We start from the raw sequence: 21,945 nt of genomic DNA, 5'->3' as shown, positions 1-21,945 counted from the left end.
CTAAATAACAACAACATAAATACAAAATAAGGAAAATAAAATGGCTAAGGGGCAATCTCTACAAGACCCATTTCTAAATGCACTACGCCGCGAGCGTATCCCTGTATCTATCTACTTGGTTAACGGTATCAAGCTACAAGGTCAAATTGAGTCATTCGACCAATTCGTTATCTTGTTGAAAAACACAGTAAACCAGATGGTATACAAGCATGCGATTTCTACAGTTGTGCCGGCTCGTCCAGTGAGCCATCACAGCGGTGAGCGTCCTCAAAACGACCGCCCACAAGAAAAATCAGAAGATTAATCTCTGATCATCACATAGAACAAAGGAGTTGAACGCTTGTTTGACCGTTATGAAGCCGGTGAGCGAGCCGTACTTGTTCATATCAACTTCACGCAAGAGGGTGAGTGGGAAGATTTAGTCGAGTTTGAAATGCTCGTCTCTTCCTCTGGCGTACAGTCACTGCAGGTGATCACCGGCAGTCGTCAGTCGCCACACCCTAAATATTATGTCGGAGAGGGTAAAGCCCAAGAGATCGCTGAAGCAGTTCAGCGTGAAGAGGCGGATGTGGTGATCTTTAACCACGCTCTCTCCCCTGCCCAAGAACGAAATCTAGAGCAGTTATGTCATTGTCGTGTTTTAGACCGCACTGGTTTGATCCTCGATATTTTTGCCCAGCGAGCAAGGACACACGAAGGTAAACTTCAGGTTGAGCTTGCACAGCTACGACATATTTCAACTCGTTTGATTCGTGGATGGACCCACTTGGAGCGACAGAAAGGTGGTATTGGTCTTCGAGGGCCGGGTGAAACCCAGCTTGAAACAGACAGACGCCTACTGCGTGATCGGATCAAAGCGATCCTTCGTCGTTTAGAGAAAGTGTCTAAACAGCGAGAGCAAGGACGACGAGCTCGTCGACGCGCTGAAATCCCCACAGTCTCCTTAGTTGGTTACACCAACGCAGGTAAATCAACACTGTTTAACCGCATCACTGAAGCGGGCGTTTACGCCGCTGACCAGTTATTTGCAACGTTAGATCCTACACTACGTAAGATCGAGCTCAAAGAGGTCGGTCCCGCAATTTTGGCAGATACGGTAGGATTTATTCGTCACCTTCCACATGATCTTGTTGCGGCCTTTAAGGCAACGTTACAAGAAACACAAGAAGCTGACATTTTGTTACACGTTGTTGATGCCAGTGATGAGCGTTTTCGTGAGAATATTCATGCTGTTCATGAAGTACTTGAGGAAATTGACGCCTCTGAGATACCGACCTTAGTGGTGATGAACAAAATTGATAATCTCGAAGGGCAAAAACCTCGTATTGAAAGAGATGACGAGGGCATTCCAACAACGGTTTGGGTTTCTGCGATGGCAGACCTGGGCATGGATTTGCTTTTTGAAGCTCTAAAAGAACGTCTCGCCAGTCAAATGGTTGAGTACAAACTGCAGATTCCACCCGCTTATCAGGGACGAATTCGCAGTGTATTCTTCGAGAAACAGTGCATTCTGGGTGAAGGCTATGATGAAGAGGGTAATCTTCTGATTGATATTCGCATGCAGAATGCAGATTGGCAGCGACTCGAAAAAAGAGAAGGGGCAGTTTTACGTGACTTTATAGTTACTTAAATGACTGCTACAGTATAACGTCATATCAAATGATGGAGCTTACTAATGGCGTGGAACGAGCCTGGTAATAACAACGGCAATAATGGCCGCGATAATGACCCTTGGGGTAATAACAATCGTGGTGGCCAGAATAATGGCGGCCGTGAGCAAGGACCACCAGATTTGGATGAAGTTTTCAGCAAACTAAGTCAAAAGCTGGGTGGTAAGTTTGGTGGTAAAGGTGGCAATGGTTCATCGACTGGTGGTAACGGCGGATTCCTAGGATTCGGTGTGATCGCTGTGATCGCAATTGCTATCTGGGTTTTTGCTGGCTTCTACACAATTGGTGAAGCAGAGCGTGGTGTAGTTTTGCGTCTAGGAAAATACGACCGTGTGGTCGATCCTGGTCTTAACTGGCGTCCACGTTTTATTGATGAAGTCACTCCGGTTAACGTACAAGCGATTCGCTCACTGCGCTCTTCAGGTCTAATGCTGACCAAAGACGAAAACGTAGTGACAGTAGCAATGGACGTTCAATACCGTGTTGCTGACCCATACAAATACTTATATGTCGTGACCAACGCTGATGACAGCTTACGTCAGGCAACGGATTCTGCACTTCGTGCGGTTATTGGTGATTCACTGATGGATAGCATCCTAACCAGTGGGCGTCAGCAAATCCGTCAAAGCACACAAGAAACACTGAACCAGATCGTAGACAGCTACGATATGGGTCTGGTTATCGTTGATGTGAACTTCCAATCAGCACGTCCACCTGAGCAAGTTAAAGATGCATTCGATGATGCTATCGCCGCTCGTGAGGATGAAGAGCGTTTTGAGCGTGAAGCAGAAGCTTACCGTAACGATATCTTGCCAAAAGCAACGGGTCGTGCAGAGCGTCTGAAGAAAGAAGCTCAAGGTTACTCTGAGCGCGTAGTCAACGAATCGCTAGGTCAAGTAGCACAGTTCGAGAAACTGCTACCTGAATACCAAGCAGCACCAGATGTAACTCGCAATCGTCTATACCTAGACACGATGGAGCAGGTTTACAGCAGCACTTCGAAGGTACTGATTGACTCAGAGTCGAGTGGCAACCTACTTTACCTACCGATTGATAAACTGGCAGGTGAAGGAAAAACTGACACTAAACGTACTCAGCGTTCATCATCTAGCTATGATCAAATTGAGTTAGAGGCACAAGATCCTATTTCTGACTCAAGCTCTGGTTCGCGTTCTACTGGCACTCGTCAAGGGAGATACTAATAATGCGTAAGTTAATGATCCCTGTATTAGTCGTTGCGCTAGCGCTACTCCTGATGTCACTGTTTGTGGTTCAGGAAGGCGAACGTGGAATGGTTATCCGTTTCGGTCGTGTTCTTGATGATAACGGTGTGTCTCGTATCTACGAGCCAGGTCTGCACTTTAAGATGCCACTGTTTGACCGTGTTAAGACGCTTGATGCGCGTATTCAAACAATGGAAGGTCGCACTGACCGTTTCGTAACATCTGAGAAAAAAGACGTTCTTATCGATACTTACGTTAAGTGGCGTATCTCCGATTTTGGTCGTTTCTACCTAACAACAGGTGGCGGTAACAACCTAACAGCAGAAGCACTACTTGAGCGTAAAGTGATGGACGTTCTTCGTTCTGAAATCGGTGCTCGTGAAATCAAGCAAATCGTTTCTGGTCCTCGTAACCAAGATGTACTGCCGGATTCACTAGATGATGAAGAAGTCGCAACAGAAGCAGCACTTCAAGCGCTTGAGATTGATGGTGAGCGCGACAAGATCATGGAAAATGTTCTTGAGGGTACGACTGACAGTGCTTTGGCTGACTTGGGTGTTGAGATTGTTGATTTCCGTATGAAGAAAATCAACCTTCCAGACGAAATCAGTGAGTCAATCTACCGTCGTATGCGCGCAGAGCGTGAGTCGGTTGCTCGTCGTCACCGTTCTCAAGGTCGTGAGAAAGCAGAAGTTATCCGCGCTCAAGCTGAGCTAGAGGTTGCTAAGGTTCTTGCTGAAGCAGATAGAACTGCTCGTGTGACTCGCGGTCAAGCGGATGCGGAAGCTGCGAAGATCTACTCTGATGCATACAGCAAAGATCCTGAATTCTTCGGTTTCCTACGCTCACTAAACGCTTACGAGAAATCATTTAGCGACAAGAGTGATATTCTAGTGTTGGATCCGAAGAGTGACTTCTTCCAATACATGAATAACGCCAATGGCGCAGTGCAAAACTAACTAAGTATTGTACATGAATAACAAAAGGCTCCCGGTGTGGAGCCTTTTTGTTTATCACGTTCGGCAGTAACACTAAGGATAAAACTCATGAGTGAAACAATCTGGCTCGCGCTGGGTATCTTTCTGATATTGGAGGGCTTAGGTCCACTATTGGCCCCAAACGGATGGCGTAAGATGTTGCTAGAGATCATTTCTCAGCCGGAAGCTCAGCTGAGAAGAATCGGTGGGTGTTTAGTCGTCAGTGGGCTAGTCATGGTTTACTGCTTTATCTAAACCCAAACGCAGCAGTTAATAATGGGGTGGTGGTGTTTCTTCTGATGGATCCGCCAAGTTTGAGCTGTCCATGTTTTTCACTTTTCCAACCACGTATTTCATTTGGTCTTGCATCTTAGTGATGAGAAGCTGCTGTTGACTCAAGGCTTCATTGAGCTCTTCAATGGTTTGCTCTTGAAAAGCCAACTGGCACTCTAAATCATTGACGCGTTGTTCTAGTGCTTCACTGTTTTGAGACATATTACGGTTGAAACTCCCATGCTTCTGCTATCCCAGCAGATGTACCTGATACAACATGTTGCTGGCTATTAAAGGCTGCATCATACACCACAGCCCGAGGAGGGCGAGTATCTTTTTGTGGCTGCGCATCCATTTGCTGAATTTTGTCACCCGTTGCGGTATCCCAGATAGCGATACGACCAGACGGAGTGCCTGTGATAAGCCATTGACCATCATCAGAAAAACGTGCGCTGGAGAAAATTAACTGCCGAGAGAAGCTTTTCAGCTCACTCACTTTCTCGCCAGTTTTCAGATTCCAAATCACTGCCAAGTTGCCTCCATCAGAGGTAAATCCAAGTTTACCGTCTCTTTGAAGGGCGACACGATTGACTCTTTGCTCGTGCTCAAAGGTGTGGATGACGAGTCCACTTTGAGTGTCCCACAAGTAGGCTTTGTAGTCATTGCCTCCGGACAAGGCATACCGACCATTGGGTGCTATCGCAACTGAATTGACTTTTTCGTTGTGCGCAAGGAACTCTATCCGTCTGCCGGTGACTAAGTCTACGTAAATGGCTTTACCATTGGTTAGGCCAAGCAGTACCTGTTCACCATTACTGGCAATATCTGCATCCCTAATGAGTCCGTCAGAGATGGACCACAGGCCCTCTGCTTTTGTCCACCCAAGGTCCCAAACCGCAAAATTGGTTTGGCTGGTGGTGATGGCAAAGCGGCCATTGTCAGAAATGCGTATTTTCGAGACGCGACTGGCCTGCTGATCAAGCTCGCCGAGTTCGGATAGTTTTTGGTCTAAGGTTAAATCCCAGAGAACCAATTGGTTTTCTGGTGAATAGGTTAATGCAAAGCGTGCGTCGCGACTTAAGCCAAAGCTAGTCGTACCTTGTGGTTCTAGCGCCCATTGAGAGACTTGTGTCGGGCCAAAAAAACATCCACTAAGCGCTAATAAGCTGATCCATACGATGTTTTTGGTCGGAAATCGTGTAACTGACAAACTATTGACTTAATTTATAGGGAAATTTACTAAACGTGTGTCTATAGTGGTACAACTCAGTTGTACATGCCAGAGGTAATGGCATAATTGTGAACAGAATTATTATCAGATGACATCCAGATTGGTTGGAGAATTTAATGAAATCGATGTTTAAAGTTTCACTGCTTGCAGCGACAGTAATGCTAGCAGTTGGTTGCCAAAAAGAAGAAGAACCAAAAGTTGAAGTTGCGCCAGAAGCGCAAACTGAGCAAGTGCAATCAGGCGCTGCAATGAGCTTTGAATCTGACGATGACAAAGCAGCATACGCAATCGGTGCTTCTTTCGCGTCTTACCTTTCAACCAGCATTGAGAAACCAGCAGAGCTAGGTATCGAACTGAAAAAAGAGTTGGTACTGAAAGGTATTGAAGACGTATTTACAGCAGAGTCTGTGCTTTCTGAAGAAGAGACTCGTGCAGCGCTAGAGTCTCTAGATAAGCGTGTAGCAGAAACGCTAGAAGCTCAAGCAGCTGAGCAAGCAGCAGAAACACAGCAAGCGGGTGATGATTTCCGTGCTGAGTTTGAGAAGGAAGACGGTGTGGTTAAGACCGACTCTGGTCTACTTTACCAAGTACTAACGCCAGCTGAAGGTGACAAGCCAGCAGAGACGGCAACGGTAGAAGTACACTACAAAGGTACTCTGATCGACGGTACTCAATTTGATAGTTCATACGATCGTGGTGAATCTGCAACATTCCCACTAAATCGTGTGATTGAAGGTTGGACTGAAGGTGTTCAGTTAATGCCTGTAGGTTCTAAATTCAAATTTGTTATCCCACCAGAGCTTGCTTATGGCGATCAAGACACGCCAACAATTCCAGCAAACTCAACACTTATCTTTGAAGTCGAGCTAGTGCAGATTGTCGAAGCCGCTCAATAATTGAGTAGCAGCGAGTAAATCTTTGAAAACCCGGCTGATGAGCCGGGTTTTTTTATGCGTGTAGTGTGGCTAAAGTCGAAATTTACGCAAAATCACAAAGAGTTTGATCGAATACATGAGCGCTAGATTAAAATTATCTGATAAACTTACATCAATTTGTTGAGTTTATATCCAACGGTCATCGTTGCTGCTTTGTGGAGCACCCAATAAAAAAACGATGTATCAGTGTGGGAGTAATGAGCAGGAGTGAGAGAAGTGACATCAACAGAAGCGATTAATGTCGATGCTCTTATGGAAATGGAGTCGGTGAATACACTGCCATTTAGTGAGCATGACCAGATTATCTTGAAGTCTTATGAGGCAGTGGTAGATGGTATCGCAAGCCTGATAGGACCATTTTGTGAAATCGTTTTGCACTCATTGGAAAATCTAAATACCTCGGCGATCAAGATTGCCAATGGTGAAAATACTGGCCGTCAGGTGGGTTCCCCTATTACAGATTTAGCACTGAAAATGCTTAAAGACATTGAAGGTTCAGAGCGAAACTTCTCGCGTTCTTACTTCACTCGAGCGAAAGGTGGCGTTTTGATGAAGTCGATTACGGTTGCAATCCGTAATGGCGACAATCGTGTTATCGGCCTATTGTGTATTAACGTCAATTTAGATGCCCCTTTCTCGCAAGTGTTGAACTCATTCATGCCAACGGAAGAGGCCAAGCAAGCGGCATCATCAGTTAACTTTGCAAGTGATGTAGAAGAGCTGGTGGATCAAACCGTTGAGCGCACCATTGAAGAGATCAATGCAGATAAGTCGGTATCAAATAACACCAAGAACCGTCAAATCGTCATGGAACTTTATGATAAAGGGATCTTTGACATAAAAGATGCAATCAACCGTGTTGCTGATCGTCTGAACATCTCAAAGCACACTGTTTACCTGTATATCCGTCAGCGCAAAACTGAGGATGAAGAGATTTGAGTTCATTGAGCTACACACTTGTGGTCAATAGTGGTGCGTATGGCAAACAGTCATCGCGCAGCGCCTACTTGTTTGCCAAAAGCCTGCTTAAGCAAGGGCATACTTTGACAAGTGTGTTTTTCTATCAAGATGGTGTCCATAACGGCTCGGCTCTGACTGTTCCGGCAAACGATGAATTTGACTTGGTGAAAGCCTGGCAAGTGCTGGCTCAAGAGCATTCAGTACGTCTCGAGACGTGTGTCGCCGCAGCGTTGAGACGTGGCGTTCTTGGACAAAGTGAAGCTGAACAACATGGCCTAGAGCAAGCTAATTTAGCTGCCGGCTTTTCTCAAGCGGGGCTGGGCAGTCTAGCTGAAGCAATGCTGACGCAAGATAGGGTGGTGCAATTTTGAAAACGCTCGGCTACCTATTTACTCAAGCGCCTCACATGACCAGTGGTGGTCGTGAAGGTATTGATGCATTGCTGGCGGCATCCGCTTATTGTGAATCGATTAAAGTTGTTTTCGTTGGCGACGGTGTACTGCAGCTGCTTGCGGGGCAGTCTCCAGACATGATCTTAAGCAAAGACTATGCACCTATGCTTAAACTCTTCGACTTGTATGACATCGAAGAGGTCTATGTGTGTAAGAGCTCATTAGAACAGCGTGGCTGTTTACATGCTGATCTCGTGATTGGTGCGAGTCTCATCGATGCTAATGAGATTCGACACCAACTGTCACAATGTCAATCTGTGCTGAGTTTTTAGGAGTTCGACATGCTTTTTATTGTTAAAACACTGTCGGCACTGACTCAGGCTCAAGCGTTAGCTAGCCATAGCGATGCTGTTCTGCTGGTGGAAAATGCGGTGTATAGTGCGGTCAGCCAACATCATGCCTTTCCCCAACTCAAAGATATGACTGTCTGGGTTCTTAGCGAAGATGCTTTGGCTCGCGGTATTGAAAGCCGTGTGAGTCCGTCGGTGCAAAAAGTCGATTTTGATGGTTTTGTTGCGCTTACTGTGCAGCACGAACAGTCGATCACCCTCGAATAACCCTCTTGATTGCTTTATAAGCAAAAAAGATCTGTATATTTCTTGACACACCTCCCACCTCTGAATAAAATTTTGCGTCCCTAATTACCACATGTGATTAGGGATAGATTTTTCACAAAGCTTACTTTTAAGTAAATCAGGAGCTAGTTAATGGCAACTATTAACCAGTTGGTACGTAAGCCTCGTGCAAAGCAAGTTGTTAAAAGCAACGTGCCTGCACTAGAAGCGTGTCCACAAAAACGTGGTGTATGTACTCGTGTTTACACTACTACACCTAAAAAACCTAACTCGGCACTACGTAAAGTATGTCGTGTACGTCTAACAAACGGTTTCGAAGTAACTTCGTACATCGGTGGTGAAGGTCACAACCTTCAAGAGCACTCAGTTGTTCTAATCCGTGGCGGTCGTGTTAAAGACCTTCCGGGTGTACGTTACCACACAGTACGTGGTGCACTTGACTGTGCTGGCGTAAATGACCGTAAACAAGGTCGTTCTAAGTATGGTGTTAAGCGTCCTAAGTCTTAATCGTCTTTTCTTTTAGAGAAAAGCGTTAAGTAAGGCCAAACACTAAAATTAATATTAATTTTTGAAGAAACTGTAAAGTTTTGGATAACCTGAAGAATAAGACAACGGAGAAATTCCATGCCACGTCGTCGCGTCATCGGTCAGCGTAAGATCCTTCCAGATCCAAAGTTCAAATCTGAACTGCTGGCAAAATTCGTTAACATCCTAATGGTTGACGGTAAGAAATCTACTGCAGAGAAAATTGTTTACACTGCACTAGATGCAATGGCTGAGAAATCTGGTAAAGATCACTTAGCTGTATTTGAAGAAGCTCTTGAAAATGTTCGCCCAGCGGTAGAGGTTAAATCTCGCCGTGTAGGTGGTTCAACTTACCAAGTACCTGTAGAAGTTCGTCCGGTTCGCCGTAACGCACTTGCTATGCGTTGGTTGGTTGAAGCTGCGCGTAAGCGTGGTGAAAAATCTATGGCTCAACGCCTAGCTGCTGAAATGCTAGACGCGTCTGAGAACAAAGGTACAGCTGTTAAGAAACGTGAAGACGTTCATAAAATGGCTGACGCGAACAAAGCGTTCGCACATTACCGCTGGTAATGTCTTTGCCGTGCTGCGAGTTTTCTCGCAGCACCCCAATAGTTCCTATGCGCAAGCTAGGAACTATTGCTATATCTGAAGCATAGTATTTTTCATTTATCGTCATGCTTCTCGACATAGCAATAGTCCCTATGTCCCATTTGAAGAGGATTTAATTGTGGCTCGCAAAACACCAATCGAGCGCTACCGTAATATCGGTATTGTTGCTCACGTAGACGCTGGTAAAACAACCACCAGTGAACGTATTCTGTTCTACACAGGCCTTTCTCACAAAATTGGCGAAGTGCACGATGGTGCAGCGACAATGGACTGGATGGAACAAGAGCAGGAGCGTGGTATTACTATCACTTCTGCAGCAACAACAACATTCTGGCGTGGTATGGAAGCGCAATTCCCAGACCACCGTGTCAACATCATTGATACCCCAGGGCACGTAGACTTCACGATCGAAGTTGAACGTTCACTGCGTGTTCTCGATGGTGCGGTTGTTGTGTTCTGTGGTTCGTCAGGTGTTGAACCTCAATCTGAAACCGTATGGCGTCAAGCTGATAAATACCACGTTCCACGTATGGTGTTTGTTAACAAGATGGACCGTGCTGGTGCTGACTTCCTTCGTGTTGTTGATCAAATTAAAAACCGCCTTGGCGCAAATCCAGTGCCTATCCAACTGAACGTTGGCGCGGAAGAAGACTTCAAAGGTGTTATCGACCTTATCAAAATGAAGATGATCAACTGGAATGAAGAAGATCAAGGCACAACCTTCACATACGAAGAGATTCCTGCTGACATGCAAGAACTTGCTGAAGAGTGGCGCAACAACCTTGTTGAGTCAGCTGCTGAAGCAACAGAAGAGTTAATGGATAAGTACCTTGAAGAAGGTGAGCTGTCTGAAGCGGAAATCAAAGAAGCGCTACGTATTCGTACACTAAATAATGAAATTGTACTCGCTACTTGTGGTAGTGCTTTTAAAAACAAAGGTGTTCAAGCTGTACTCGATGCCGTTGTTGAGTATCTGCCTTCTCCAATCGATGTTCCTGCTATTAAAGGTATCGATGACAACGAAAACGAAGTTGAACGTCACGCTGACGACAACGAACCGTTTGCCGCTCTTGCATTTAAGATCGCAACAGACCCATTTGTAGGCACACTGACGTTCATGCGTGTTTACTCTGGTGTGGTTAACTCTGGCGACGCAGTGTACAACTCTGTGAAGCAGAAGAAAGAACGCTTTGGTCGTATCGTACAGATGCACTCAAACAAGCGTGATGAAATTAAAGAGGTTCGCGCAGGTGATATTGCAGCAGCAATTGGCCTGAAAGACGTAACGACTGGTGACACTCTGTGTGATGCTAACCACAAGGTTATTCTAGAGCGCATGGAATTCCCAGACCCCGTCATTCAGATTGCTGTAGAGCCACGCTCTGTAGCGGATCAAGAAAAAATGGCTATCGCACTAGGTAAACTAGCTGCGGAAGATCCATCTTTCCGCGTGGAAACGGACGACGAGACAGGTCAGACTCTGATCTCTGGTATGGGTGAACTTCACCTAGATATCATCGTTGATCGTATGAAGCGCGAATTCAGCGTTGATTGTAACGTTGGTAAACCTCAGGTTGCATACCGTGAAACGATCCGTGGCACTGCGGAAGTTGAAGGTAAATTTGTACGTCAATCTGGTGGTCGTGGTCAGTACGGTCACGTTTGGATTAAACTTGAGCCATCTGAACCTGGCGAAGGTTTTGTCTTTGTTGACGAAATTGTGGGTGGTGTGGTTCCTAAGGAATACATCAGCTCGGTATCGAAAGGTATCGAAGAGCAAATGAACAGTGGTGTAGTAGCGGGTTACCCGGTACTCGATGTGAAAGCAACGCTGTTTGATGGCTCTTACCACGATGTTGACTCTAACGAGATGGCATTTAAGATTGCTGGCTCGATGGCATTCAAGAAAGGTTCACAGGAAGCACAACCAGTACTTCTTGAGCCAATGATGAATGTTGAAGTAACTACCCCTGAAGATTGGATGGGTGATGTCGTTGGTGACCTAAACCGTCGTCGCGGCTTGATCGAAGGTATGGAAGAAGGCGTGGCTGGCATTAAGATCATCCGTGCTCAAGTTCCACTATCTGAGATGTTTGGTTACGCAACAGACCTACGTTCTGCAACCCAAGGTCGTGCATCTTACTCTATGGAGTTTAACGAGTACGCTGAAGTACCGAAAAACTTTGCAGATAAGATCATCGCAGAGCGTGGTTACTAATCTGGTGGCTTGATCTTTAAAAAGTCTGTGCTTTTTTTTTAAGATCAAGGCGTCCAAATATTGCGCTGACGGACGTTGGCGCATAAAATAGCAAATTCTGGCGCGTCTCGGTCAATTCAGACCGTGACGAATCATAACTAGGAAGGAACACGATCGTGTCTAAAGAAAAATTTGAACGTACGAAACCGCACGTTAACGTTGGTACTATCGGCCACGTTGACCACGGTAAAACAACTCTAACTGCTGCAATCTGTACTACTCTAGCTAAAGTGTACGGCGGTGAAGCGAAAGACTTCGCATCTATCGATAACGCTCCAGAAGAGCGTGAGCGCGGTATCACAATCGCTACTTCTCACGTAGAGTACGACACTCCATCACGTCACTACGCACACGTAGACTGTCCAGGACACGCGGATTATGTTAAGAACATGATCACAGGTGCTGCACAGATGGACGGTGGTATCCTAGTTGTTGCTGCAACTGACGGCCCAATGCCTCAGACTCGTGAGCACATCCTACTAGGCCGTCAGGTTGGTATCCCATACATCATCGTATTCATGAACAAATGTGACATGGTTGACGATGAAGAGCTACTAGAACTAGTAGAAATGGAAGTTCGTGAACTTCTTTCTGAGTACGAATTCCCAGGTGATGACCTACCAGTAATCCAAGGTTCAGCTCTTGGCGCACTAAACGGTGAGAAGCAATGGGAAGACAAGATCGTTGAGCTAGCAGAAGCTCTAGATTCTTACATCCCAGAGCCAGAGCGTGCTGTAGACCAGCCGTTCCTACTACCAATCGAAGACGTATTCTCAATCCAAGGTCGTGGTACAGTTGTAACTGGTCGTATCGAGCGCGGTATCCTAACTGTAGGTGACGAAGTAGAAATCGTTGGTATCAAAGACACTACTACTACTACATGTACTGGTGTTGAAATGTTCCGTAAGCTTCTTGACGAAGGTCGTGCTGGTGAGAACGTTGGTGCACTTCTACGTGGTACTAAGCGTGACGAAGTTGAGCGTGGTCAAGTTCTTGCAGCTCCTGGCTCAATCAACCCACACACTAAGTTCGAGTCTGAAGTATACGTACTTTCTAAAGACGAAGGCGGCCGTCACACTCCTTTCTTCAAAGGCTACCGTCCACAGTTCTACTTCCGTACAACTGACGTAACAGGTGACATCCAGCTTCCAGAAGGCGTAGAAATGGTAATGCCAGGCGATAACGTTCAAATGACTGTTGAACTAATCGCTCCTATCGCTATGGACGAAGGTCTACGTTTCGCAATCCGCGAAGGTGGCCGTACTGTAGGTGCTGGTGTTGTTGCTAAGATCTTCGACTAATTTTTAGTTGAATCTAAGCTGCACTCTTCATTATTGAAGAACGCATCTGAAAAGAGGAGCTTCGGCTCCTCTTTTTGCGTTTTAGAGATAAAGAAAAATACCTAGGATAGAGCGCTCAACTTGTCCCATGATTTTTGACACCTTTGTCCTATTTACTTGAACCTTGAACCTTGAACCTTGAACCTTGAACCTTGAACCTTGAACCTTCCCTCTCAACTCCCCGAAACATTTCTCTTGCCAATCCTGCTGCTATTCTGTACTATTCGCGTTCCTTAATTCTCGGTCACTTTTATTAGTTCCTTGCTTCCTCTGGACGACCGAGCCACTCGTGGAAGCTACTAATCCGTAAGGAGCAACCTATGCGTCATTACGAAATCGTATTCATGGTGCACCCTGATCAAAGCGAGCAAGTTGCTGGCATGATCGAGCGTTACACTGGTACTATCACTGAAGCTGGCGGTACTATCCACCGTCTAGAAGACTGGGGTCGTCGTCAACTGGCTTACCCAATCAACAAGCTTCACAAAGCTCACTACGTTCTAATGAACGTTGAAGCTGACCAAGCTGTAATCGATGAGCTAGAAACTGCTTTCCGTTTCAACGATGCAGTTCTACGTAACATGATCATGCGTACTAAAACAGCTATCACTGAGCAGTCTATCATGCTTAAGCAGAAAGAAGAGCGTGCAGAGCGTGCTCCTCGTCGCGAAGAGCGTGCTGAAGCTAAGCCAGAAGCAGCTGCTGAGTAATTGATTTTATGACCAATCGGATGGAGCTGAGTGGCACTATTGTCAAGCCGCCTATTCGATCAAAAAGCCCCAGTGGCATTGAACACTGTCGATTTTGGTTAGAGCATCGCTCAACCGTTATTGAAGCTGACCTACCGAGACAAGTTTTTTGTCGTATGCCGATAGTAGTTAGCGGGACGAGGTCACAAACATTAACTCAGAATTTAGTTCAAGGCAGTAGCATTAAGGTAAGCGGTTTTGTCGCTTATCAAACCGGCCGAAATGGTTTGGGAAAATTGGTGCTTCATGCCGACAACATTACTCAAATTTAAGATCAGGAGATAGCCCATGGCTCGTTTCTTCCGTCGTCGTAAATTCTGCCGTTTCACTGCAGAAGGCGTACAAGAGATTGATTACAAAGACGTAGCAACTCTTAAAAACTACATCACTGAAGCTGGTAAAATCGTTCCTAGCCGTATCACTGGTACAAGCGCTAAATACCAACGTCAACTAGCTCGCGCAATCAAGCGTTCACGCTACCTAGCACTACTACCGTACACTGATAAGCATCAGTAATCGGTCGGTTTATTAAGAAAGAGGATTAAACAATGCAAGTTATTCTACTTGATAAAATCGGTAACCTAGGTGGTCTTGGCGATACTGTAAACGTTAAATCTGGCTACGCTCGTAACTTCCTTATCCCTCAAGGTAAAGCAGTTATGGCTACTAAAGCTAACGTTGAAATGTTCGAAACTCGCCGTGCTGAACTAGAAGCTAAAGTTGCTGAGCAACTAACTGCTGCTGAAGCTCGCGCAGAGAAAGTTAACGCACTAGAAGCGGTTGTTATCGCATCTAAAGCGGGTGACGAAGGCAAACTATTCGGTTCTATCGGTACTCGTGACATCGCTGAAGCTATCACAGCTGCAGGCGTTGAAGTTGCTAAGAGCGAAGTTCGCCTTCCTGAAGGTGCTCTACGTAACACTGGTGAGTTCGAAATCAGCATCCAACTTCACTCTGAAGTTTTCGCTGCTATCAACCTACAAGTTGTTGCTGCTGAGTAATTCAGTATTAGCTGACACTGTAAGTGCAGATTTTAAAACACCAGCCTTCGGGCTGGTGTTTTTTTATGTCTGGAATTTCACTTTAAGTGATGAGGTGAGCTTTAGAAGGCGACGACAATACTGACAGAAACGACACTGTCGGTTTGGCTGAGCCCTTCTGGAACCCGATCATGATATTCACGGTAGTGGCTGATTTTTAGCGCAATATCATCGGTGATGGTATTGGTAAAGCTAAGGTCACTGTCGATACGTGTATTACTCTGCCCTGATACGAGAGTGATTTCAGCCGCAAAGGTGACGGTATCTAGTGGGCTCCACTGTGTATTCAAATTACTTCGAAAAATGGCTTCCTCTACGAGGTCAGGAAAGATGATGTCATCGTCATCAATCTCATCGAGGTTCGGTTCTTGATAACGGTAACCAGGACCAACTTCGAGTTCCAGTATAAATTGGTCGGTATTATAGAACTGGTAACCAAGACCGCCTGAAAGAGTATAGTCTTTGAAGTAGGCACTGTATTTGGAATCTACGCCGCGAAAACTACCGTACAAGTAGGTCTTAGGGCCCAACTTGTAGTCGCTTTGTAGTGAGTAAGTTGATTGACGTTTATCTTCATCACCGTCTTTGTAAAGTAGGTAGTACTTCCACTCACCGTAGGTACGATGACGTCCGGAGATATACTCCACATCTAAGCGTGAATTGAGCGATTGAGTGTCGGAGTTACCTGTGTGTGCCTGGTAGCCAAACTCTACCTCACTGCTCCAGGGTGAAGGTATAGTGATGGTCTCAAATTCTGGGTTATCGTCTGCAAGTGCGACAGTACTTGCGAGCACACTGGCACTAACAAGCAGTAATTTGAACACCGACCTTACCTCTCTATGATAAAAAACGTGGATTCTAGGCTAAGAAAAAGACTGGTTAGTCATTAGACGGTCAATTCTACACAACTTATCGATAAACATCTTCATTGCTACTTACAATTACTGGATTACCGTTATAATGATGCACCAAGAGAATATATCTGAGTAATAACATGGCTGATAGACAAGCGGACTTTCGAGCGTCTTCAAACTCGAAAAAGAAAAATGATGCCCAAGTGGAAGCAATTAAAGTTCCACCACACTCAATTGAAGCAGAGCAATCGGTTATCGGTGGTTTGCTGCTAGACAACGAGCGTTGGGATACCGTTGCAGAGCGTGTTGTTACTAATGACTTCTATAGTCGTCCTCACAGACTCATTTTTGAGTCGGCAAGAGATCTACTCGAGGCAGGTAAACCGCTCGATCTTATTACGCTGTCTGAGTTTTTAGAACAGCGTGAACAATTGGAGGATGTGGGTGGTTTTGCTTACCTTGCAGATCTCGCGAAAAATACCCCTAGTGCAGCCAATATTAATGCTTATGCTGATATCGTAGCCGAGCGCGCGTTGGTACGTAACCTCATCGGTGTAGCGAATGAAATTGCGGATGCGGGCTATGACCCACAGGGCAGAAGCTCCGAGGATCTTCTTGATCTTGCTGAGAGTAAGGTTTTCAAAATTGCTGAGGATCGTACTAGCGAAAATGAAGGTCCGCAAAACGTTGATTCGATCCTCGAGAAAACGTTAGAGCGAATCGAGATTCTATACAAAACACCGCAAGATGGTGTCACGGGTGTCGATACAGGCTTCAACGACCTCAATAAGAAAACAGCAGGTTTACAGGGCTCAGACTTGATCATCGTCGCCGCTCGCCCATCGATGGGTAAAACCACTTTTGCGATGAACTTGTGTGAGAACGCAGCGATGCAGCAAGAGAAGCCAGTATTGATCTTCTCTTTGGAGATGCCAGCCGAACAGATCATGATGCGTATGTTGGCGTCACTTTCTCGAGTTGATCAAACTAAGATTCGTACCGGTCAGCTTGATGACGAAGATTGGGCTCGTATCTCTTCGACGATGGGGATCCTCATGGAGAAGAAGAACATGTTCATTGATGATAGTTCGGGTTTGACGCCAACAGAAGTGCGCTCCCGTGCTCGTCGTATTGCTCGTGAACATGGTGGCCTTTCGATGATTATGGTCGACTATTTGCAGCTGATGCGTGTGCCTGCACTATCAGATAACCGTACATTAGAAATTGCGGAAATCTCCCGTTCTCTTAAAGCGCTTGCGAAAGAGCTTAATGTGCCCGTTGTGGCTCTGTCTCAGTTGAACCGTTCCCTGGAGCAACGTGCAGATAAACGTCCTGTAAACTCGGACTTGCGTGAATCGGGCTCTATCGAGCAGGATGCCGACTTGATCATGTTTATCTATCGTGATGAAGTGTATAACCCTGACAGCTCATTGAAAGGTATCGCGGAAATCATCCTTGGTAAGCAACGTAACGGTCCTATCGGTTCGGTCCGCTTAACCTTCCAAGGTCAGTTCTCTCGTTTTGATAACTACGCAGGTCCAGCATTTGACGATGAGTAACTCAATCAGTTCATCTAGCACCTACATGAAAGCGGCGAGGGCGTGTATCGACCTGTCCGCATTGCAACATAACCTACGACAATTGCGCCAGCAAGCCTCGAAAAGTAAGGTGCTTGCTGTGGTTAAGGCGAATGGTTATGGCCATGGTTTACGTCATATCGCTCAGCATGCTCAGGGTGCGGATGCATTCGGTGTCGCCCGTATACAAGAGGCTCTGCAGTTGCGAGCCTGTGGCATTGTTAAGCCGATACTGCTGCTAGAGGGGTTTTATTCCGCAATGGACCTTCCGGTGCTGGTGACCAACAACATTCAGACAGTGGTGCACTGTGAAGAGCAGCTCGATGCGCTTGAGGAGGCAGAGCTTGATGCGCCCGTTGTTGTTTGGCTTAAGGTCGATAGTGGTATGCATCGTTTAGGGGTCCGCCCAGAGCAGTATCAGGATTTTGTACAGCGTTTACACGCCTGTAAAAATGTCGCTAAACCACTGCGCTATATGAGCCACTTTGCCAGTGCTGATGAGCCAGAGAAACCTGTTACTCAACAGCAGATTAACCTGTTTGATTCTTTAACGCAGGGCTGCGAAGGTGAGCGCTCTCTAGCGGCCTCAGCAGGAGTGCTTGCTTGGCCTTCGAGTTACCATGACTGGATTCGTCCTGGCATTATCATGTACGGGGTTTCACCTTTCTCTGATAAAACAGCGCAACAGCTCGGCTATAAGCCGGTGATGACGTTAAAGTCTCACCTTATTGCTGTGCGAGAGGTGAAAGCTGGCGAATCTGTGGGCTATGGCGGTATTTGGACCAGCGAACGTGATACCAAAGTTGGCGTTATTGCTATCGGCTATGGCGATGGGTATCCACGCGTCGCACCGAATGGAACCCCCGTTCTAGTGAATGGCAGGCGAGCGCCGATAGCTGGTCGAGTTTCAATGGATATGCTCACTGTCGATTTAGGGCCGGATGCTCAGGATAAGGTCGGCGATGAAGCCGTTTTGTGGGGAGAAGGCCTTCCAGTCGAAGAAGTTGCTCAACACATAGAGACAATAGCTTACGAGTTAGTCACGAAACTCACCTCTCGTGTCGATATGGAATACATAAGCGAATAAAGAATGAAATGGATTCTGATAACAGGTGTGCTGTTTGCCTGTTGGAGTAGCTTGATTCAAGCGAAAGAAAAGGACTTGGCGGTTGTTCCCTTCTATTTTCAAACTGAAAGCCTGGGTAACTCTTTCGGTGTTGCAGGGGTTGCGAAAGGCGTTGGGCAACCACAAGCCGCCTTATTTGGTATGGGCTTGTACACGGATAAAGACAGCTATATCGGTTTCCTCTCTGCCTTTAATTATGCGCTCTCTTCAAATATCACCACCTCAGCTCAGTTCTATCAAGCCCGCTTTAACGACAACAAATACTATGTTGGTGACCAGGGTAACAGTAGTTCAGACATCGATAACGTGACTCTGACTGATGGGTTAGAGGATCAGTACAAACTGGAGTTTCGTTATCTACTTCCATGGGGCGGCATCGCTGAACATGGCTTAAAAGGCGCGTTTCTGCCAGAAAGAGCAGTCAGAACCGCTTCTCCATTTGAGAGTGGTATCTCATCGATATACATAAAACCATTTTACAGTTCGCGTGAGCTGTCGATAGACGGTAATAAAGAGCAAGCGAAGGCCGTTGAGGTGAGTTTTGATTGGGATAACCGAGATTCGTCGCGCCGAACAACGACGGGTTCACATACCGCTTTGAATGTTACTGTCGGGGCCGATAACTGGTCGACGGATGATATGTGGGTCAAAACTGAGTTTGAGAATAGCCACTATTTTTCTTTAGGCGAACTGGGTGATTGGTTCGATCAACAAGTCGTCGCTTTTAACTTCTATACGGCAGACACACCTACATGGAAAGATTGCCAACCAAACCAGGCCAATAACCAGTGTGGTCGCCCGCCAGAGCATGAGCAAGTGAAGTTAGGTGGACTGTATCGCCTTCGCAGCTATAGCGGTGGACGCTATCATGGTCGTTCAGCGATCCACTACTCAGCTGAATATCGAGTCATTCCTGACTGGCAGCCTCTGGGTGATGTGCCTTTGATCAATTATTATGATTTGCCTTGGTGGCAATGGGTGGTTTTTGCCGAGGTTGGACGAGTTGCGGATGAATATGATTTAAAAGAGCTCCATAGCGACATGAAATGGAGCTTAGGTGGTGCAATTCGTTTTCAAGTTGAAGGGATTGTTGTGCGTACGGAAATTGCGCAATCTGAGGATGATCGTACCTTTAGGGTTATGATTAACCAGCCTTTCTAGCTGGTTTATTAGCCTTGCAAGGTGGCGATAATAGTGCGGCTTCCCGCGTGGTTTCGGTGCTCGCCCAAGTAAATGCCCTGCCATGTACCTAAAGCTAATCGACCATGGCTAATCGGTATCGATACGCTTGCTCCGAGTAGAGACGATTTGATATGTGCTGGCATGTCATCATCCCCTTCATAGGTATGGCGATAGTAGGGGGCGCGCTCAGGAACAAAGTGATTGAAGTGCCGCTCCATATCACTGCGCACGGTAAGGTCGGCATTTTCATTTAAGGTTAAACTTGCTGAAGTATGTTGGATAAATAGGTGTAGTATTCCGACATCCAGCTGAGATATTTGTGGTAATTGTTGTTCAATTTCATCAGTAATCAGATGAAATCCGCGTGATAATGGCGGTAAATGGATGGTTTTCTGTGACCACATAGATTAGCCTCTTTGGTTACTGAATACAGCAGCGAAGCGCAGACTGTAGCTATACTTCGACAATTTCTGCTGGCATTTGAAGGGTTCGTGACTTAACTCAATAACATAACGAGTGACGTGATTCATAATGCCAACACTGAAAATTAATTACAATTTGCCTAAATGGCATCGAATTTTTATATTTGCTAAATCGGGGATTCTACTGGCTTGGGGGAAACAATAGCCAGTTAGAATGAAACCTACTGTAACATCGGGATAGATGACATGTTAAAAAATATCAACCCAACTCAAACGCAAGCCTGGAATGCACTGACTGCTCATTTTGAAGCAGCTCAGGACATGGATCTTAAAGCACTATTCGCTGAAGATTCTGCGCGTTTTGATAAATTCTCAACTCGTTTTGGTTCTGACTTTCTAGTCGACTACTCAAAGAACCTAATCAACGAAGAGACGCTAAAGCACCTATTCGCACTGGCGAACGAAACGGAGCTAAAGAGCGCAATTGAAGCGATGTTCAAAGGTGACGCGATTAACCAAACAGAAGGTCGTTCTGTTCTTCACGTAGCACTGCGTAACCGCAGCAATACACCGATTATGGTGAACGGCGAAGACGTAATGCCAGCGGTTAACGCGGTATTAGAGAAGATGAAAGGTTTCTCTGAGCGTGTGATTGGCGGTGAGTGGAAAGGCTACACGGGTAAAGAGATTACTGACGTAGTCAACATCGGTATCGGGGGGTCAGACCTAGGTCCTTACATGGTGACAGAAGCGCTAGCACCATACAAAACCCGTCTAAACATGCACTTCGTGTCTAACGTTGATGGTACACACATCGCAGAGACACTAAAGAAAGTGAATCCAGAGACAACGCTATTCCTAGTTGCGTCGAAGACATTCACTACGCAAGAGACAATGACCAATGCTCACTCTGCACGTGATTGGTTCCTAGCTTCTGCTGGTGACGAAGCGCACGTAGCGAAGCACTTCGCTGCGCTATCTACGAATGCGGGTGCGGTTTCTGAGTTCGGTATCGACACAGACAACATGTTTGAGTTCTGGGACTGGGTTGGCGGTCGTTACTCTCTATGGTCTGCAATCGGCCTATCTATCATTTTGGGTGTAGGTTACGACAACTTCATTGAGCTTCTAACTGGTGCTCACGAGATGGATAACCACTTCCAGTCGACAGATCTTGAAAGCAACATTCCAGTCATTCTTGCTCTAATCGGCATTTGGTACAACAACTTCCATGGCGCTGAGTCGGAAGCGATTCTGCCTTACGATCAGTACATGCACCGTTTCGCAGCTTACTTCCAGCAAGGTAACATGGAATCAAACGGTAAGTTTGTTGACCGTACTGGCGAAGCAGTAACTTACCAAACGGGTCCAATTATCTGGGGTGAACCAGGTACAAATGGCCAGCACGCTTTCTACCAGCTAATTCACCAAGGTACTAAGCTGATTCCTTCAGACTTTATTGCTCCTGCAGTGAGTCACAATCCAACTGGCGATCACCACCAGAAGTTAATGTCTAACTTCTTTGCACAAACCGAAGCACTGGCATTTGGTAAGACGGCAGAGACAGTGAAAGCTGAGTTCCTAGCAGCAGGCAAAACAGAAGAGGAAGTGGCTGAGCTTATCCCATTCAAAGTATTTGAAGGTAACCGCCCAACGAACTCTATCCTAGTGAAAGAGATCAACCCTCGCACTCTAGGTAACCTGATTGCAATGTACGAACATAAAATCTTCGTACAGGGTGTTATTTGGAACATCTTTAGTTTTGACCAATGGGGTGTAGAACTAGGTAAGCAACTTGCTAACCAAATTCTTCCTGAGCTTGCAGATGCATCTGAAGTGTCATCTCACGACAGCTCAACCAACGGTTTGATCAATGCATTTAAAGCATTCAAAGCCTAATTAGCGTTAGGAATGAAAAAAGGTTGGCGATTGCCAACCTTTTTTGTGTCTGCTAAATGCGGGTATCTG

Annotated in this window: 26 protein-coding genes; 22 read left to right on the top strand and 4 right to left on the bottom strand. The window is 46.0% G+C overall.

Annotated elements, in window-relative coordinates; all coding sequences use genetic code 11:
• Window positions 1-40 precede the first annotated feature (40 nt).
• The 5 genes from hfq to GT360_RS12965 all read left to right on the top strand — a co-directional run bounded on the left by hfq (window position 41) and on the right by GT360_RS12965 (window position 4,125).
• Window positions 41-304, top strand: coding sequence for an RNA chaperone Hfq (gene hfq / locus GT360_RS12985; protein WP_164649270.1), 264 nt, complete (start codon window positions 41-43; stop codon window positions 302-304).
• Window positions 305-340: 36 nt separating this feature from the next.
• Window positions 341-1,630: a ribosome rescue GTPase HflX gene (gene hflX, locus GT360_RS12980; protein ID WP_164649269.1), complete on the top strand. Its 1,290-nt coding sequence runs from the start codon at window positions 341-343 to the stop codon at window positions 1,628-1,630.
• 45 nt (window positions 1,631-1,675) lie between these two features.
• Window positions 1,676-2,872 (top strand): FtsH protease activity modulator HflK, encoded by a 1,197-nt coding sequence (gene hflK, locus GT360_RS12975; RefSeq protein WP_164649268.1) that lies wholly within the window; start codon window positions 1,676-1,678, stop codon window positions 2,870-2,872.
• A 2-nt stretch (window positions 2,873-2,874) separates the two neighbouring features.
• The gene (gene hflC, locus GT360_RS12970; protein ID WP_164649267.1) at window positions 2,875-3,852 is read left to right on the top strand and encodes a protease modulator HflC; all 978 of its coding nucleotides are present in this window, start codon (window positions 2,875-2,877) and stop codon (window positions 3,850-3,852) included.
• 87 nt (window positions 3,853-3,939) lie between these two features.
• Window positions 3,940-4,125 (top strand): DUF2065 domain-containing protein, encoded by a 186-nt coding sequence (locus GT360_RS12965; protein WP_164649266.1) that lies wholly within the window; start codon window positions 3,940-3,942, stop codon window positions 4,123-4,125.
• Window positions 4,126-4,140: 15 nt separating this feature from the next.
• Here GT360_RS12965 and GT360_RS12960 read toward each other — a convergent pair whose 3' ends face one another.
• Entirely contained in the window at window positions 4,141-4,365 is a 225-nt protein-coding gene (locus GT360_RS12960) for a SlyX family protein (protein WP_164649265.1), read from the bottom strand.
• A gap of 1 nt (window position 4,366) precedes the next feature.
• Complete coding sequence (locus GT360_RS12955) at window positions 4,367-5,353, bottom strand: WD40 repeat domain-containing protein (protein WP_239502556.1); 987 nt, start codon at window positions 5,351-5,353, stop codon at window positions 4,367-4,369.
• Window positions 5,354-5,490: 137 nt separating this feature from the next.
• Here GT360_RS12955 and fkpA point away from each other — a divergent pair, with 137 nt between their 5' ends.
• The 13 genes from fkpA (at window position 5,491) to rplI (ending at window position 14,777) form a co-directional block, all read left to right on the top strand.
• Window positions 5,491-6,270, top strand: a complete 780-nt coding sequence (gene fkpA / locus GT360_RS12950; RefSeq protein ID WP_164649264.1) for an FKBP-type peptidyl-prolyl cis-trans isomerase — start codon at window positions 5,491-5,493, stop codon at window positions 6,268-6,270.
• A 255-nt stretch (window positions 6,271-6,525) separates the two neighbouring features.
• Entirely contained in the window at window positions 6,526-7,248 is a 723-nt protein-coding gene (locus GT360_RS12945) for a helix-turn-helix transcriptional regulator (RefSeq protein WP_164649263.1), read from the top strand.
• A complete protein-coding gene (gene tusD, locus GT360_RS12940) occupies window positions 7,245-7,640 on the top strand; it encodes a sulfurtransferase complex subunit TusD (protein ID WP_204274532.1) in 396 nt (131 codons plus the stop codon). Before GT360_RS12945 ends, tusD begins: the two co-directional genes overlap by 4 nt.
• The gene (gene tusC / locus GT360_RS12935; RefSeq protein WP_164649262.1) at window positions 7,637-7,993 is read left to right on the top strand and encodes a sulfurtransferase complex subunit TusC; all 357 of its coding nucleotides are present in this window, start codon (window positions 7,637-7,639) and stop codon (window positions 7,991-7,993) included. The genes tusD and tusC overlap by 4 nt, the downstream gene beginning before the upstream one ends.
• Before the next feature lie 9 nt (window positions 7,994-8,002).
• Window positions 8,003-8,278: a sulfurtransferase complex subunit TusB gene (gene tusB, locus GT360_RS12930; protein ID WP_164649261.1), complete on the top strand. Its 276-nt coding sequence runs from the start codon at window positions 8,003-8,005 to the stop codon at window positions 8,276-8,278.
• 150 nt (window positions 8,279-8,428) lie between these two features.
• Window positions 8,429-8,803 (top strand): 30S ribosomal protein S12, encoded by a 375-nt coding sequence (gene rpsL, locus GT360_RS12925; protein ID WP_004399892.1) that lies wholly within the window; start codon window positions 8,429-8,431, stop codon window positions 8,801-8,803.
• 117 nt (window positions 8,804-8,920) lie between these two features.
• A complete protein-coding gene (rpsG, locus tag GT360_RS12920) occupies window positions 8,921-9,391 on the top strand; it encodes a 30S ribosomal protein S7 (protein WP_164649260.1) in 471 nt (156 codons plus the stop codon).
• Window positions 9,392-9,548: 157 nt separating this feature from the next.
• A complete protein-coding gene (fusA, locus tag GT360_RS12915) occupies window positions 9,549-11,648 on the top strand; it encodes an elongation factor G (protein WP_164649259.1) in 2,100 nt (699 codons plus the stop codon).
• A 155-nt stretch (window positions 11,649-11,803) separates the two neighbouring features.
• Entirely contained in the window at window positions 11,804-12,988 is a 1,185-nt protein-coding gene (tuf, locus tag GT360_RS12910; RefSeq protein WP_164649258.1) for an elongation factor Tu, read from the top strand.
• A gap of 359 nt (window positions 12,989-13,347) precedes the next feature.
• Window positions 13,348-13,737, top strand: a complete 390-nt coding sequence (rpsF, locus tag GT360_RS12905; RefSeq protein ID WP_164649257.1) for a 30S ribosomal protein S6 — start codon at window positions 13,348-13,350, stop codon at window positions 13,735-13,737.
• A gap of 8 nt (window positions 13,738-13,745) precedes the next feature.
• Window positions 13,746-14,048, top strand: a complete 303-nt coding sequence (priB, locus tag GT360_RS12900; RefSeq protein ID WP_164649256.1) for a primosomal replication protein N — start codon at window positions 13,746-13,748, stop codon at window positions 14,046-14,048.
• Between the two features lie 16 nt (window positions 14,049-14,064).
• On the top strand, window positions 14,065-14,292 hold the full coding sequence (rpsR, locus tag GT360_RS12895; protein WP_000090472.1) for a 30S ribosomal protein S18: 228 nt from the start codon (window positions 14,065-14,067) through the stop codon (window positions 14,290-14,292).
• A 32-nt stretch (window positions 14,293-14,324) separates the two neighbouring features.
• Window positions 14,325-14,777, top strand: a complete 453-nt coding sequence (rplI, locus tag GT360_RS12890) for a 50S ribosomal protein L9 (RefSeq protein ID WP_164649255.1) — start codon at window positions 14,325-14,327, stop codon at window positions 14,775-14,777.
• Between the two features lie 101 nt (window positions 14,778-14,878).
• Here rplI and GT360_RS12885 read toward each other — a convergent pair whose 3' ends face one another.
• Window positions 14,879-15,640, bottom strand: a complete 762-nt coding sequence (locus tag GT360_RS12885) for a DUF481 domain-containing protein (RefSeq protein ID WP_164649254.1) — start codon at window positions 15,638-15,640, stop codon at window positions 14,879-14,881.
• A gap of 170 nt (window positions 15,641-15,810) precedes the next feature.
• On the opposite strand from GT360_RS12885, the gene GT360_RS12880 reads away from it, so the two are divergent.
• The 3 genes from GT360_RS12880 to GT360_RS12870 are packed head-to-tail and all read left to right on the top strand — an operon-like array spanning window position 15,811 to window position 19,534.
• Window positions 15,811-17,229: a replicative DNA helicase gene (locus GT360_RS12880; RefSeq protein ID WP_164649253.1), complete on the top strand. Its 1,419-nt coding sequence runs from the start codon at window positions 15,811-15,813 to the stop codon at window positions 17,227-17,229.
• Window positions 17,230-17,254: 25 nt separating this feature from the next.
• Window positions 17,255-18,334 carry an alanine racemase gene (alr, locus tag GT360_RS12875; protein WP_164649657.1) on the top strand — a complete coding sequence of 360 codons (1,080 nt, stop codon included), beginning with the start codon at window positions 17,255-17,257 and terminating at the stop codon, window positions 18,332-18,334.
• Between the two features lie 3 nt (window positions 18,335-18,337).
• Window positions 18,338-19,534, top strand: coding sequence for a BamA/TamA family outer membrane protein (locus tag GT360_RS12870; RefSeq protein WP_164649252.1), 1,197 nt, complete (start codon window positions 18,338-18,340; stop codon window positions 19,532-19,534).
• Between the two features lie 8 nt (window positions 19,535-19,542).
• On the opposite strand, the gene GT360_RS12865 is transcribed toward GT360_RS12870, so the two are convergent.
• Complete coding sequence (locus GT360_RS12865; RefSeq protein WP_164649251.1) at window positions 19,543-19,959, bottom strand: secondary thiamine-phosphate synthase enzyme YjbQ; 417 nt, start codon at window positions 19,957-19,959, stop codon at window positions 19,543-19,545.
• Window positions 19,960-20,223: 264 nt separating this feature from the next.
• On the opposite strand from GT360_RS12865, the gene pgi reads away from it, so the two are divergent.
• Window positions 20,224-21,876 carry a glucose-6-phosphate isomerase gene (pgi, locus tag GT360_RS12860; protein WP_164649250.1) on the top strand — a complete coding sequence of 551 codons (1,653 nt, stop codon included), beginning with the start codon at window positions 20,224-20,226 and terminating at the stop codon, window positions 21,874-21,876.
• Window positions 21,877-21,945: the final 69 nt, after the last annotated feature.

Origin of the sequence: Vibrio astriarenae (genome assembly GCF_010587385.1) — a bacterium.
GTDB lineage: Bacteria > Pseudomonadota > Gammaproteobacteria > Enterobacterales > Vibrionaceae > Vibrio > Vibrio astriarenae.
The sequence above is the reverse complement of the archived record's forward strand: the minus strand, read 5'-3'. Positions and strand labels throughout refer to the sequence as shown.